The organism is Sphaerospermopsis sp. LEGE 00249, assembly GCF_014299995.1.
Classification (GTDB): Bacteria; Cyanobacteriota; Cyanobacteriia; order Cyanobacteriales; family Nostocaceae; genus Sphaerospermopsis; species Sphaerospermopsis kisseleviana.
Map to the genome: position 1 here is coordinate 1 of NZ_JACJUZ010000099.1, position 14,321 is coordinate 14,321.

General features: G+C 38.3%; 12 protein-coding genes. 7 read left to right on the plus strand and 5 right to left on the minus strand.

Annotation, left to right across the window (positions count from 1 at the left end):
- The first annotated feature begins 275 nt into the window (after positions 1-275).
- The 4 genes from H5968_RS22730 (at position 276) to H5968_RS22745 (ending at position 6,978) form a co-directional block, all read left to right on the plus strand.
- Positions 276-2,417 (plus strand): M48 family metalloprotease, encoded by a 2,142-nt coding sequence (locus H5968_RS22730; RefSeq protein WP_187041763.1) that lies wholly within the window; start codon positions 276-278, stop codon positions 2,415-2,417.
- A gap of 636 nt (positions 2,418-3,053) precedes the next feature.
- Positions 3,054-3,800 carry a hypothetical protein gene (locus tag H5968_RS22735; protein ID WP_187041764.1) on the plus strand — a complete coding sequence of 249 codons (747 nt, stop codon included), beginning with the start codon at positions 3,054-3,056 and terminating at the stop codon, positions 3,798-3,800.
- 287 nt (positions 3,801-4,087) lie between these two features.
- Positions 4,088-4,573: an RNA-binding protein gene (locus tag H5968_RS22740; RefSeq protein ID WP_096565910.1), complete on the plus strand. Its 486-nt coding sequence runs from the start codon at positions 4,088-4,090 to the stop codon at positions 4,571-4,573.
- Between the two features lie 1,133 nt (positions 4,574-5,706).
- Complete coding sequence (locus H5968_RS22745) at positions 5,707-6,978, plus strand: glycosyltransferase family 1 protein (protein ID WP_096565912.1); 1,272 nt, start codon at positions 5,707-5,709, stop codon at positions 6,976-6,978.
- A 382-nt stretch (positions 6,979-7,360) separates the two neighbouring features.
- Here the strand turns inward: H5968_RS22745 and H5968_RS22750 are convergent, their stop codons facing one another.
- On the minus strand, positions 7,361-7,561 hold the full coding sequence (locus tag H5968_RS22750; protein WP_228051902.1) for a hypothetical protein: 201 nt from the start codon (positions 7,559-7,561) through the stop codon (positions 7,361-7,363).
- A gap of 382 nt (positions 7,562-7,943) precedes the next feature.
- Positions 7,944-8,186 (minus strand): hypothetical protein, encoded by a 243-nt coding sequence (locus H5968_RS22755; protein ID WP_255427228.1) that lies wholly within the window; start codon positions 8,184-8,186, stop codon positions 7,944-7,946.
- A gap of 256 nt (positions 8,187-8,442) precedes the next feature.
- Between H5968_RS22755 and H5968_RS22760 the strand changes: the two genes are divergently transcribed.
- Positions 8,443-8,919: a low molecular weight protein-tyrosine-phosphatase gene (locus tag H5968_RS22760; protein ID WP_187041765.1), complete on the plus strand. Its 477-nt coding sequence runs from the start codon at positions 8,443-8,445 to the stop codon at positions 8,917-8,919.
- Positions 8,920-8,981: 62 nt separating this feature from the next.
- Here the strand turns inward: H5968_RS22760 and H5968_RS22765 are convergent, their stop codons facing one another.
- Positions 8,982-9,665 carry a response regulator transcription factor gene (locus H5968_RS22765; protein ID WP_187041766.1) on the minus strand — a complete coding sequence of 228 codons (684 nt, stop codon included), beginning with the start codon at positions 9,663-9,665 and terminating at the stop codon, positions 8,982-8,984.
- A gap of 232 nt (positions 9,666-9,897) precedes the next feature.
- Between H5968_RS22765 and smpB the strand changes: the two genes are divergently transcribed.
- On the plus strand, positions 9,898-10,365 hold the full coding sequence (smpB, locus tag H5968_RS22770; RefSeq protein WP_096569128.1) for an SsrA-binding protein SmpB: 468 nt from the start codon (positions 9,898-9,900) through the stop codon (positions 10,363-10,365).
- A gap of 119 nt (positions 10,366-10,484) precedes the next feature.
- Entirely contained in the window at positions 10,485-10,763 is a 279-nt protein-coding gene (locus tag H5968_RS22775; protein ID WP_096569131.1) for a WGxxGxxG family protein, read from the plus strand.
- A gap of 126 nt (positions 10,764-10,889) precedes the next feature.
- Here the strand turns inward: H5968_RS22775 and H5968_RS22780 are convergent, their stop codons facing one another.
- Positions 10,890-12,302 carry an IctB family putative bicarbonate transporter gene (locus tag H5968_RS22780; protein WP_187041767.1) on the minus strand — a complete coding sequence of 471 codons (1,413 nt, stop codon included), beginning with the start codon at positions 12,300-12,302 and terminating at the stop codon, positions 10,890-10,892.
- Between the two features lie 230 nt (positions 12,303-12,532).
- Complete coding sequence (locus H5968_RS22785) at positions 12,533-14,098, minus strand: GAF domain-containing sensor histidine kinase (RefSeq protein ID WP_187041768.1); 1,566 nt, start codon at positions 14,096-14,098, stop codon at positions 12,533-12,535.
- Between the last annotated feature and the right edge of the window lie 223 nt (positions 14,099-14,321).

Genomic DNA, 14,321 nt, shown 5'->3' on the forward strand with positions numbered 1-14,321 from the left:
CCCCAGTCCCCAGTCCCCAGTCACCAGTCCCCAGTCCCCTCCTCCTGACTTCTGAATTTATTCAGGAACTCCCATCTATTTGTTGAATTTCTAATTAGATAGCGTGTCTTACCTAGAGCGTCGATTCAGTAATGCTAGGTAATCTCTTGTTACCTGGTAGGGGCGAAGCATTCGGGTGATAACCTATCGCTGAAACCAGTTCATATTCCGTCCGAACTTCGCCCTTACGATTAATGAATCGGTGTTCTAGAAGAAATTGGAGTAAAAAAAGTTCTATGCTTTCATCTGAAAAATCCTCTTTGGAGGCGGGTTTAGCTGCTCTCAAAGAGGGAAATTACTATGCGGCAATAACTCAACTTTTGCCTATTGCTAATCAACCAGAAGACAGCGATATCCGTTTGCAAGCACTGGTTGGTTTAGTGATGTCTTATGCACACACAGGGGAAATATCAAAGGCGATCGCCTTGTGCAGAAATTTAATTGAAAGTGATAATTCCCAAGTTCAAGAATGGGCAAAAGTTGCACTTGAACATTTAACTAAACGACAAAAAAGACTCAAATCAAAATCACATCATCAATCACACAATATTGTCAATTCTACTCAAATCACTAAGCCACAAGCAAGTGTATCAAACAATTATACCAATAATATCTATAGTACCACAGAAACAACCAGCATTTATTGGCGACAAGCTAGACGTGCAAAAGTATGGCAACCTCTCCGTAAATATAATTTAATACCTTCCCGATTATTAGCTTTAGCAACTTTCATGGCTTTGTTTTGGGTATTACGCGCCATGTTAGAGTTACCAATGGCTTTAACCAATCAGATTTTAGATAAACTTCCTTATGTTAGTCCATTGCCATTTTTATATAGTGATTTTACTACCTTAATATTAGTCCCGTTGTTGGTGTTGTTGGTGCTGTCTCCTTGGTTGTTAGATTGGTTACTAACAGAATTTTATCAGCAACAACCGTTATCTAAAGAAATTTTGTATACCTATAGTCGGGAAGCAGTAAGGATCACACAACGTACTTGTCAGCTAAAACGTTGGCCTGTTCCCACATTCCAGATTTTACCAATAGCAGCACCGATGATGTTCACCTATGGTAATCTACCTCGTAACGCCAGAATTGTTGTTAGTCAAGGACTCTTAGCAAAACTTACAGATGATGAAATAGCTACTATTTATGCTTTAGGTTTAGGACAAATTAACCGTTGGGATTTTGGGGTGATGTCTTTGGCTTTGTTGGTGACTTTACCGATTTATCAACTTTATCAGCAAGCCTCAACTTTGGCAAATAAAAGTGAGCAGAAAATTTGGTGCTGGACTGCTACAGGTTTGGCGGGTTTGTGTTATGGTATTTGGTGTTTATTGACGGGTACAACTTTGCTGAATGCGCGGTTTCGCCTTTATGCCAGCGATCGCCAAGCTGCCGAAATTACAGGTAATCCTAATGGGTTAATTCGTGCTTTACTGAAAATTACCATTGGTATTGCTGATGATATCAAAAAACAAGAACATACCAGTCCGCAATTAGAAAGCTTGAATATTTTAGCCCCAGTAGATTTTCAACACAGCCTCTGTTTAGGTAGCCTTGCCGGTCATTTACCTTGGGAATCATTATTAATATGGGAAAATAGCAATCCTTATCGGCAATGGTTTACTATTAATAATAGTCATCCTTTATTGGGCGATCGCCTGCAAGGTTTGTGTAAAATTGCTCGTCATTGGCATTTAGAAACAGAACTACATTTTATCCATCCAGAGTTATTGCAAGTTAAACCACAATCTTTCTTATTACAAATTGCCCCCTTTTTGGGCATTCCTTTAGGATTGACATTAGCAGGACTGTTTTGGTTAGCTTGGCAAAGTGCATACACCTTGCATTTATTTAACCTGAAATGGATTTATGATGATTGGTCATTTGTGACAGGATTCTTAATGATAGGCTTTAGCATTGGTACAGTCATGCGGCTAAATGCCTTTTTCCCAGAAATCAAATCTTTGAGCTTAGACAGTGATGAGCAAATTTTGCAGCTATTAACAAACCCCTCGGTTTTGCCACTGGATAGCGTCAGCGTCCGTATTATTGGTAAACTGTTAGGTCGTCGAGGTACTAGCAACTGTCTAGCCCAAGACCTGATTTTAGAGTCCAGCATCGGTTTAGTGAAGCTACATCATATTCCTGGGTTAGAACTCAAAACCACACCCCAAGAATTGATAGGTAGGCAAATTATCGTTACAGGTTGGTTACGAAGAGGGGTAACACCTTGGATCGACATTCAAACCCTAGAAACTGAAAATGGCACAATTATTAATAGTCCCCATCCCATTTTTTCCACTGTTTTAGCCGTCATCGCCCAAGCTTGGGGAGCTTATATAATGCTAACAGCCCAATCTCTAGCCGGATAATGGCACTTGCTGCCTTTAAAACCCAGGAAATGTAAATAAACGTTGCAAACTTGAACTCAATAATGTTACATTTGTTCATGAAATTAATAGCAACTGACCTAACTCAGTCACCCAACTTAGTTAGTGATTCTGCTACTGCTAATATTCCATCCCCCTTAATCCTTACCAAAACAGCAGGAAAGCGACCAGCCGATGGCTGGTTTTTGTTTCCAAAAATCCCCTTGTGCAAAAATGTATTGTATACTACGATGCTATAATGCTATAATGCAATCTGCAAAAATGTGAGTGCTGAACTAGCTACGTAGGCAATACCATGATAATGTTAAGAGATGGTATTTCGTTCTGCGGGTTAAAGCTGGAAAGAATTCATTTACTGTAGTAGACAGTTGACTATTAAATTGAGAATCCTGAGAATTAAGATGGTATTAGCTGGGCATACTAGCGGTTTAGTCTTAAATAAGCATCATCCTCACAAAAAACGGTATTGAAAAATTGCGCCCAATCTATAGACAAACATGAGCATTAATATTCATAAATTTAGTAGCGCCGCAACTAGGTCTACAAAACTTATCAGCGTGACTATTGACCGTGTAATAGGCACTATAGATTGTATACAAGCATATTGTTAAGATTATCATGGAAATAATTGAGCGATATATTATTCAAAAAAGTTATCCCCATAAACAGGAGATTGATGATTTATGTTTTTGTGCTAAAAATTTATACAGTTATGCTAACTTTTATATTTACCAAAGTTTGATTTTGAAGCATAAATATCTAGATGTTAATTTCCGAGAAAAGCAGTTAAAGAATTTTCAAGCTGACCTAGCTTTATCTACTCAAGTAGTAAAAAAATATTTATTAGGTTTAGATTTTAATTTGTTAAACCTGCTCACAGCAATTAAGATATATAAAGAAAATAAACCAGAATTTTTAGAGAGAGACAAATTACTCAAATATCAACACAAAGAAAAGAGCAGACAGTTATTAGTTTATATTGATCAGATCGTGAGTAAATCGAAAATGAAAGCAGACTTGATTCATCTATCACCAAACCATATTTGCATTCCTACTGTTGTAGATTATTTCTGTCTGCATCGAGTCAGGAATGTACCCAATATTGACCATGATGTGGTAGAAGTTGTTTATGAAAAAGAGGAGTTAGATTATGACTTAAAACAAGATGCGATTGCAGCGATTAATGTAGGCAGAGATAACCTAGCAGCGTTAACTGCTAACCAACCTAGATTTGTGCAAGTTATAATCAAAGGGCAGATTATCAAGTCAATTAATCGTTATTACAATCAACAAAAAGCTAAATTAAAATCTTTACTACCGGCTCGTAAACAAACATCTAAATTGTTGATGTTAATGGTAGTTTAATATTTTAATATAAAGTATTCCCGACAGCGTTTAGCCAAGGGATAGGGGCGTTATAGTTCTCCCTGTTGGGGTGATTCCCTAAGAACAAACAACATGATATAAATGTATGTTCATGGTATGTTCATGGTATGTTTATTGTATGTTCATGTAGTTTGAAACTATAGTTTGATAGTTGGCATTAAAAAATTGGTTTATGGCGATTTTTGTTAATAGCATCTATTTAAAAGCCAAAGCCAAGTCAATGTTTTTGTTTTGTCATTTTCATTTCCACACTGGAGGTATAGTTCATGTCCGTTCGCCTATACATAGGTAATTTGCCCAAAGAAGAAATTGATCGTCAAGAATTGCAAGCTGTATTTGCGGCTGAAGGCGATGCTGTCACTACTAAACTGATTAAAGACCGCAAAACAGGTAAATGTCGTGGTTTTGGATTTTTAACGGTGAACAACGATGAACAAGCAGACCAAATTATTGAAAAATATAATGGTCAATTGTTTAAAGATGCTGCCATTAAACTAGAAAAGGCATTACCCCGGACTAAAGGTGATGAAGGTGAAGAACAAGCGCCCAAAGCTGCTAGTCAAGGTAGTAGCACTCCTGCACCTAATACCAACAAAGAACGCCGTGAAAAAGGATCTAAAAAATCTCGCCGTGGTGGTGGTGGATCTCGTGAGACAGTTACCACAGCTGATTCAGACGCAATTCGTCCAGATCCCCGTTGGGCTGATAAGTTAGAACAACTCAAACAAATGTTAGCTGCTGCCGGCTCCTGATCCTCCAAGTCCAGTGCTAAAAATTAAAAATCACAAATATAGCAGGAGTCAGGAGTCAGGAGTCAGGAGTAAAACTCGCTGCTCGTGGGATTTTCATGATTAACTGATGTCCTAACTACTTTGTCTACAGCCATATCACAAATGATGGAGATTTTTAATTTTTGGTTGTTCTTTTGTAGCTAAGGCTACTAAATTTCTCTGAAATCACCAGCCCTCGTGGACTGTTTTTTGTGCAAACAACCAACAATAACAGAGGCATTAAGCAGTGTTGAAAGCTAAATCTGGCTTCAGCACTGCTTAATTTTATTAAGGGGAATAGGGAATAGGGAGAAAGATTTTAGATTTTAGATTTTAGATTGGAGTTGACAAAAACAATCCAAAATCCAACATAAAAAACTCCTGCCCCTGCCCCTCACAAGGGTAGGTATTTTACATTGTCGTCAGGGCAAGACTTGGTGGACAAGGTGACAAGGGAGGAAAACCGTACAAAGTCTGTATTCTTAGTCACAAAAATAGTCCGTCAAAAAACCATTGTCCGTATAAAATCTTCCTTGTCCACTTTCCCTCCTTGTCTTCCTAGTCCTGTGAACTGCCTTCTGCCCCCTGCTGTAACTTTTTTACAAAACTGTAGCTTATTTAACAAAAATAAATAATTCATAATAATAGTATAAGTCAATACTGTATTTTAAATACTGTAGTTTAAAAAAAGTAATTTCACCAAAAAAGATTGTGAGGATGAAAGATGTGTAAGCTAAACGAAATTGTCAATTCAACAGTAATTAATAATTGTTTTATGGGGGAAACAAATAATGTCAATCAGTGAATAAAAATATTTAAAATTCACGTATTTTATGCTTGTTAATCGGCGCATTAAGCATTAATTTTGCATTAATTAATGTCTGATATATCATTGATATTTTTTTTATTAGTATTAAAAAAATATAATTTCATCTATCAAAGGTATTGAATATTAATATACAAAAATACGTGAATTTGATGAAAAGTTACCCCTGAAATCATCATTTATAAATTAAAATAAAGATTAATCAAAGTTTCTAAAGAATTCAGGTAAGCGTGAACAGCGTAAACTTGGAAACCCAAACTACCTTGTGATAATCAGCAACACACAACTTATGAACTCTACCAGTAACAAACGCATTGCTTTGATTTCAGTCCACGGTGATCCGGCGATTGAAATTGGAAGAGAGGAAGCTGGAGGACAGAATGTATATGTCCGTCAAGTGGGTGAAGCACTATCCCAACTAGGATGGCAGGTTGATATGTTTAGCCGGAAAATAAGTGTTGAACAAGAAGATATTGTTCAACATAATTCCCGCTGTCGAACCATTCGGTTAACAGCAGGACCTGTGGAATTTGTACCACGAGATAACGGATTTAAATATTTGCCAGAATTTGTAGAACAGTTATTAAAATTTCAAAAAGAAAACGGATTTAAATATGAGTTGGTTCACACTAACTACTGGCTATCTAGCTGGGTAGGTTTGCAGTTAAAACAAATCCAAGGAAGTAAACAGGTTCATACATATCATTCTTTAGGTATCGTCAAATACAACACCATAGAAAATATTCCTTTGGTTGCTAGTCAACGTTTAGCTGTAGAAAAAGAAGTTTTAGAAACAGCAGAAAAAATTGTGGCTACAAGTCCACAGGAAAAACAACACATGAAAACATTGGTTTCTCAACAAGGAAATATTGATATTATTCCTTGTGGTACAGATATTCGCCGCTTTGGTTCTGTGGATCGAGAAACTGCGAGAGCTAAATTAGAAATTGAGCCAGATGCTAAGGTGGTGTTATATGTGGGACGTTTTGATCCACGGAAAGGTATTGAAACTTTGGTGCGTGCGGTGCGGGAGTCGCAGTTTTTTGGTGATAAAAACCTGAAGTTAATTATTGGTGGGGGAAGTACACCAGGTAATAGCGATGGTAGAGAACGCGATCGCATTGAGGGAATAGTTAACGAGTTGGGGATGGGTGAGTGTACCGTTTTCCCTGGGTTGTTGAAACAAGAAATATTGCCAACTTATTACGCTGCGGCTGATGTGTGCGTGATTCCTAGCCATTATGAACCTTTTGGACTGGTGGCAGTGGAAGCTATGGCCTGTGGTACACCGGTGATCGCTAGTGATGTGGGTGGACTTCAGTTTAGTGTGGTGAATGAAAATACTGGTTTGTTAGTACCACCTCAAGATGTAGCAGCGTTTAGTAATGCTATTGATAGAATTTTAGGTAATTCTGAATGGCGTGCAGAGTTAGGTAAGTCGGGTAAGAGACGAGTAATGAGTAAGTTTAGTTGGGATGGTGTGGCGAGTCAGTTGGATTCGCTTTATACTGAACTGTTGCAATCTGTGAAAGAAAAAGAGCCAGCGTTGGTTGCTGGTTGATAATCTTTTTGACGGGTAAAGGACAAGTTTTTGATATCCCCTGGGTTTTTAGGGGATATTTTTTTGTTTCTCACGCAGAGACGCAGAGTACGCAGAGGAGGGAAAGGAAGAGAAAAACAATAAATTTGCTAAAGTTTAGGTATACTAAAAACGGATGATTGCTAGACTTTTGCCCAGGCAAAAATGTTTGTATAGCAATACTCTTAGCGATTTAAATAGTAAGGCTGTAACCCGTTTTTAGTATAAAAACCCAAGTTGCGGGTAATAAAATGCTCTCTTTTAGATAGAGATTTAACTGGAAAGAAAGTCATCAAAAATTGACTTTTGCAATGCAGAAGCAACTGTCAGTAATAATAAAATTATAAGTATGAATTAAAACTGATTAGATAAATGCTTCTTGAAGAGTGAAGGCAAAAATAAATGCCTGAACTTTAAGTAAAAACCCTTGATAGGTGACGGCATGAATGGATTTGGGAAAATCACTTGTAATCGAACTAAATACGGTTTCAATATAATGACGAGTGTGTTGTTTTATATATTGAATCCAAGGAGGATCTTGACGAGTGGATTTCTTTTTCCGCATCACTCATGACTCTACGACTATCTTCATCATGTCCAATCGCTTTCAACAAGTCATCCGTGATAGCATAGATGGCAATTATTTCATTTAACGGTGTTGCTGATTTTGGGGATGAAAACAATATTGCATATATTCAAACCCCTTGTAGAGACGTTCCATGGAACGTCTCTACACACAAAAAACATCCCGCATTTATGCAATGCCCATTTAACATACACCCCTCCTTTTTTTCTGACTGGAGGGGATTTTATTACTTTATTCACCCACTGCCTTCACAAAGTACAGCCTTAGCGATCGCTCTTCCTCATAACTAGCAACTTGGGTTATTACTTTATTGACCCATTTATTTCCCAAACTTCACCCTAGCGATCGCTCTTCCTCATAACTAGCAACTTGGGTTAGTACCATTACCAGTGAGCGATAATTGTTGTAAATTCATACCTGGTACTATCAGCGATTCATAGTAATAGGAAGGAACTAATTTATCAGCAATTAATTTCGTATCTTCCAAGTCATAAATTAGGTATGTTCTGATTTTTTCCCATCCTTGAGAACCTGCACCTTCACCCCAACAATGTTGAATTTCTTGGAGAGTTAAAACTAATCTAGCAGATTCTCGCAATCCCATTTCTATGACTGCACTTTTGAGGGAATGTTGATATAATGCCTTATTGACAAAATCCCATCTCCGCCAGCAATGAGGGGGCTATAATGTACCTCATAACCAAGGAATCCGCTGTATTAATAAAAATCATCAAAATACCTTTATTGATCCAGATTGTGGGATGTTTATTTAAATATAAATCTTGACTTATTGCGCTATTTGATCATAGTTTATTACATATTCGATTACATCATTTCCCTAAAAGGATTAACCCCGAAAAATGTCTTACAAGTTACTATTTGTCTGCCTTGGTAATATTTGTCGATCGCCTTCGGCAGAAAATATCATGAATCATCTGATTGATCAAGCTGATCTGAACAATAAAATTTACTGTGATTCTGCTGGTACTTCTAGTTATCACATTGGTAGTCCACCTGACCGCCGCATGAATGCTGCTGCATCTGCTAAGTTAGGAATTAAACTACTTGGGCAAGCTCGTCAGTTTCAAAAATCAGACTTTCAAGAGTTTGATTTAATTTTGGCGATGGATAAGGATAACTATCAAGATATTCTCGCTGTTGACCGTTCTGGAGAATATCACCATAAAGTCCGTTTGATGTGTGATTTTTGCTCTCAACACGATCTCAAGGAAGTTCCCGACCCCTATTATGGCGGAACAGAAGGATTTAATCAGGTGATAGACCTCCTTATAGATGCTTGTTCAGGTCTGCTAGAATATGTGATCAGGGACTGGTGAGTGGTGACTGGTGACTGGTGACTGGTAAAAATCTTTTCTTCCCCTGCCTCCTGCCTCCTGAACTACTCTACAAGACCATGCTTGATGGCAAACCGCACCAGTTCTGCGCGATTACTGGTTAAAGTTTTTCTCAATAAACTGCTGACGTATTTTTCAACTGTGCGCGGACTGAGGTGTAGTTGATTACCCATTTCGGCGTTAGACAACCCGTGAGTCAATAGTTCTAAGACTTCCTGCTCTCTTGTAGTTAATGATAATAGCAACTGAGAATTGACAATTGGTGTTGATAAATGATTTTGTCCGTGTATTGATTTTATCAGGTTAGACCCATCTAAACATTCTTGATAAGAGAAGCGGTATTCTGATTGAATAATTTGCGATCGCTCTAGTAAATTACGAATAGCTGCGGCTAACTCTTCTAGTTCAAAAGGCTTAGGCAAGTATAAATCACATCCTGATTGATAACCAAGAATTCTTTCTTGGGTTTTGGTTCGGGCTGTTAACAAAATTACAGGTAACAACCTAAACTCAGCTTGTTGACGCACCCGACGCACCAGTTCATAGCCGTTCATCCTTGGCATGACAATATCTGTCACCATCAAATCAGGATGGTTCTTTTCCACCATAGACAAAGCCTCTTGACCGTCATCAGCCATGATCACCGAATAGCCGGACAGTTCAAGATAATCACTGATAGACAGACGAGTGCCGAGGTCGTCATCCACTACAAGGATCTTCAAGGGCATGGACAGTACACCCCTAGCATTTTTCTTACTCAATATTTTGCTATTATATGCTTAGGAAGTGTTCATAAAATTTAATGTTATTTTAAATTTTAATAATGTTATAATAATAGGCTGAATTAAATAGAAAATATAATGTAAAATTCAATTAGTCGAAATTCATTATTCAAATTACAAATGTTTTAAACAACGAAGTAAAACGACTAAGCAATATTTAACATAAAGCAGATTTTCAATGAGTGACAAAAACGAAGGTTATAAAGTAATTAGCGACAATCGCCAAGCTCGTTATTTGTATGAAATCCTAGAAACCTACGAAGCGGGAATACAGCTGGCAGGTACGGAGGTCAAATCAATACGTGCTGGTAAAGCAAATCTCCAGGATGGCTATGCGTTGATTCGCAATGGTGAAGCATGGCTAATAAATGTACATATTTCTCCCTATACCTCTAGTGGACAATATTTTAATCATGAACCGCGTCGGACTCGTAAATTACTGCTGCATCGGCAAGAACTCCGCAAGCTAATTGGTAAAGTAGAACAGCAGGGTTTAACCTTAGTGCCGTTGAAAATGTATCTGAAACGCGGCTGGGTAAAAGTCAGCATCGGTTTATGTAAAGGGAAGAAAATTCACGACAAGCGGGAAAGCCTCAAACGCCGTCAAGATCAGCGTGATATTCAACGAGCAATGAAAAATTATTAGCTAAATATACCCTGAGCCTGATTTACAGCCAACTCTAGATTATAGCCGCAGATTGATTTGGCAAATCGGAGGAATAGATACATTGGTGAATATCCGAGTCGGTATAAGGCACTTTCACCATGAAACGTAATTTCACCAAAACCATTGGCGCTGGAGTTCTGACGCTGACAATGGGAATTGTACTCTTAAATTTACCCGCACAAGCCCAAGTGACTCAACCTAGAACAGACATTGTACCAGACAGGACTGTTTATTATGATCGTAACGATGTTGATTGGGGTTGGCTGGGATTAATTGGCCTGTTGGGTTTAGCTGGTTTAGCCGGTAAAAAGCGTGGAGAAGAACCAACTCGTTATCGTGATCCTAATGCACCAGGAGCTACCAGTTACAGAGACTAACATCAACATCAATTTTAGATTTTGGATTTTAGATTTTGGATTTTAAATTTTAGATTTTAGATTTTAGATTTTGGATTATGAGTAAGTGTTTCATAAGCAAAACATCTAAAATCCAAAATTGTTAGCTTAGGCTGTCGGTTCTGGGTGGACTTGATTTATTTGAGGAGTTAAAGGAGTCCAATAGCTGGCGACTAAAGCAGCCATTAACCACCAAACGGTATTAACTTCAGGACGATACCAGACAGTATCTACTGTGCCATGAGCGAGCATACCAAGCAAAGTTGCGATCGCCCCAATTAACCAAAATCCATCTTTACTTCTCAAGTTTAGGAAACGGTGCATTTGCATAAATGCCGTATTCAAGATGACAATTATTAACCACAGAAAACAAGCTAAACCCAAAAAACCTGTTTCTACAGCCGTCTCCAGGAAAATTGAATAGGCACTCAAAGCAGTATAACGGGGACGTTGGTAAAGAGGATAAACTTTATTGAAAGAATTGTGACCAGGACCGATACCAATAATGGGGCGATCGCGGATCATCTCAAAAACAGCATCCCAGACATTGCGGCGAAAATTATTACTACTATCTTGACGATCTGCAAAAATACTAAAAACTCGCAACCGTACAGGTTCAACAAAAATCACCGCCAACACCAATACCCCAATCAAACCCCCTACAATAATTGGCAATGACCAAGTGCGCCAAAAAGGTGGCATTGCCACACTCCACCAATAAACCAACAATGCCATTGCAGCCAAAAGCCCCACCACCAAACCAATCCAGCCCCCACGACTAAAAGTAAGAACCAAACAGGCTGTATTAACAACAAACATTGTTAGTGCTAAAGCTTTCCTAATCCAACCTTGCCAAGCAAAAATAGCCACCAAACTTAAAACAACTGCTGGTAGTAAATAACCAGCTAATAAATTAGGATTACCTAAATAACTGTAAACCCTGGTAGTTTTAGCCAAACTGGATTCTGGATCAACCCAAGTAGCCAATGCTTTAGCGCCAAAAAACCATTGCCGAATTCCATATACACTGACAATCAGAGATATATGTAAGTAAAGAGTAATCAACCAAGACCGCAAACGGGAAATTCTGAGAACTCTAGCGCATAGAACAAAAAGCAATAAATAGAGTGTTAACGTTACCAAATCACTCAACGCGGCCTTTTTCACTGGTGATAAAGCTGTAGCTGCCACAGCAATAAACCAATAGAGCAAAACTAGCAGATGAATTGGCGTGACCGAAGCGGCATTTGTCAGACTTGTATCATCAGATAAAGTCAATAGCACCCATAACCCCACGCCAGCTACAAGCAGCAAACCGATTAGGGTACTAGAAACAAAAGGTGCAAAAGCATAGATAAGACTAAGTAGAGCAGCCGCTATCGGATCTCCCCACTGCATTAAAATACTGGTTTGTCGCCAAGGACGTAAAATCCCCACCATCAACCGATGCAGGTAACTGGTATCCAGATATTCTCTGAGCGGTACAGAGGATAAAGTCAATCTTTGCCAGACTAAATTCATAAACAAGGTTGTGATCAACTAGCACCTAATTGTAGAACTTAGCCTTGATCTTAATCCGGTAATTGGTAATTGGTGATTGGTGATTGGTGATTGGTAATTGGTAATTGGTAATTCAATGAAAGGATTTTGGATGAAAGGATTTTGGATTGTTTTTGTCAATTCCAATCTAAAATCTAAAATCTAAAATCTAAAATTTTCTTCCCCAGTTGCCAGTCCCCAGTCCCCAGTCACTATTTAGCGGAATTAGCCGTTGGCAGTGGCAAAGAAATTACATAGCGATATCCTGATTCTGGAGAACCTTGGATGGAAATTTGGCCGCCATGTAGTTCTGCCATCTGACAGCTGAGTAACAAACCCAGTTTTTCACGAGACAGATTCACAGAAGTATTACCTAAATCCTTATCTGATCTATCAACCAAGATTCCTAATTGCTGCTCAATCAAATTGGCTGACTTTTCCCAATTTCCTGGGGCATTATTCTTATTTTCTAAATCAGAATCATACTTTTCAGACTTACCCAAGATTTCTGATATGGACAAAGAATCAAGACGTAAATAAGAGTCAATTTCACCGTTTCCATCTCCTACTCCTAACCAGGGATGGGAAACCCAAATAGTAATACAGAGCGTATTTTCTTTATAAGAAATATGAACACGAACAATACTACCCGTAGTAGAAAGTTGAATAATGCTAAACAACAGGTTATACAAAATTTGTCGCACCTTATCTTTATCTAAAGGCCAAATGCGATTGTGTCCTGGTTCTATAGACAAGCGAATTTCTTGATTCCGACGGACAGCCACTTCTGATAGAGTGTTGATAGCTTGTTGACACAGCATTTCAATATCTACAGGAGCTAAGTTCAGCACATTAGAATTATCACTTAATGTTCCTAGTTCGGTAATTTCATTGACTAAAGACAATAAGTAGCGTCCACTGTGTTGGATAATCTCTAGATATTCTCGCTGCTTTGTTGTTAAAGGCCCATAAATTTCACGTGCCAGAACACCAGCCATCCCCAGTACGGATGTTAAGGGTGTACGCAATTCTTGAGTTAGTTGGCCTAAGAGTTCTAGTTTCAGTTGCTGAGTAGAATTAGAAGTATTTTCTAGAATGGGTGGTGCGATTTCCCAGTCAATTGACTGTTCTTCTGGGAATGGCAAGCTAGGAATACTTGTATTGGGAATACTTGTACTGGGAATACTTGTAATAGTGCTTTTTTGGAATTGACCTTGCAACAATCGGTTGCGTTCAAATTCACTCATGCACCAACGAGCAATGATTTGCAAAAACTCAATTTCTCGATCTGTGAAATTGCGTGGCTGACGATTCATGACTGCCAATGCACCCAAGCAGTATCCTGAAGCATCAATTAATGGCGCTCCCAAGTAGGAACGGATGCCATATTTTTGGACTAACTTACTGGTAGATATTGGTGTATTTATTGCTGCTTTTGTATCATTAATAACTAATGTTTGAGAATTTTCTACCACCTGAGAGCAAAAAGAATCCCGTCGTAATAATTGACGTTTTTGTGCTAGATCATTCATGAGACCTAATCTTGATAAACCCACTGATGATTTGAACCAGTGAACTTCTTGGTCCATAAATCCCAAAATAGAAATTTCTGCTGCCAAAAAGTGAGCAGCTGTTTGAGTAGCTTCTTCAAATACCGGAATTGTTTCTGGTTGCCGTAAACCCAAGTCTAACAATACTCTGATGCGTTGTTCTTCTTTTGTGTCTAAACCATTCCAACCATCATTGGGGGCAAATAGTTTGTTTTCAGGCTCTATCATTGCTACTGCTACCTTGATACTTGCTACATACTGTAAGTTGTGTAACCGCTGGGATGAGCTTGTCCTAAGTTGACAATTTACTAGACAAACCTATATAAGTACATACAAAACTACAAGTATTTGACGTATACATGGAATAAGTTGACTAAAAAATTAGGCAAAATGTGTCAGAATTAAATAATATAGTATAGTGTTGACATCAGCAAATGCTTTTATCCATCAA

Bases quoted from the DNA above. Each gene is read 5' to 3' on its own strand.
- H5968_RS22730 (WP_187041763.1), top strand. From the start codon at position 276: ATGCTTTCATCTGAAAAATCCTCTTTGGAGGCGGGTTTAGCTGCTCTC.
- H5968_RS22735 (WP_187041764.1), top strand. From the start codon at position 3,054: ATGGAAATAATTGAGCGATATATTATTCAAAAAAGTTATCCCCATAAA.
- H5968_RS22740 (WP_096565910.1), top strand. From the start codon at position 4,088: ATGTCCGTTCGCCTATACATAGGTAATTTGCCCAAAGAAGAAATTGAT.
- H5968_RS22745 (WP_096565912.1), top strand. From the start codon at position 5,707: ATGAACTCTACCAGTAACAAACGCATTGCTTTGATTTCAGTCCACGGT.
- H5968_RS22750 (WP_228051902.1), bottom strand. From the start codon at position 7,561: ATGCGGAAAAAGAAATCCACTCGTCAAGATCCTCCTTGGATTCAATAT.
- H5968_RS22755 (WP_255427228.1), bottom strand. From the start codon at position 8,186: ATGGGATTGCGAGAATCTGCTAGATTAGTTTTAACTCTCCAAGAAATT.
- H5968_RS22760 (WP_187041765.1), top strand. From the start codon at position 8,443: ATGTCTTACAAGTTACTATTTGTCTGCCTTGGTAATATTTGTCGATCG.
- H5968_RS22765 (WP_187041766.1), bottom strand. From the start codon at position 9,665: ATGCCCTTGAAGATCCTTGTAGTGGATGACGACCTCGGCACTCGTCTG.
- smpB (WP_096569128.1), top strand. From the start codon at position 9,898: ATGAGTGACAAAAACGAAGGTTATAAAGTAATTAGCGACAATCGCCAA.
- H5968_RS22775 (WP_096569131.1), top strand. From the start codon at position 10,485: ATGAAACGTAATTTCACCAAAACCATTGGCGCTGGAGTTCTGACGCTG.
- H5968_RS22780 (WP_187041767.1), bottom strand. From the start codon at position 12,302: ATGAATTTAGTCTGGCAAAGATTGACTTTATCCTCTGTACCGCTCAGA.
- H5968_RS22785 (WP_187041768.1), bottom strand. From the start codon at position 14,098: ATGATAGAGCCTGAAAACAAACTATTTGCCCCCAATGATGGTTGGAAT.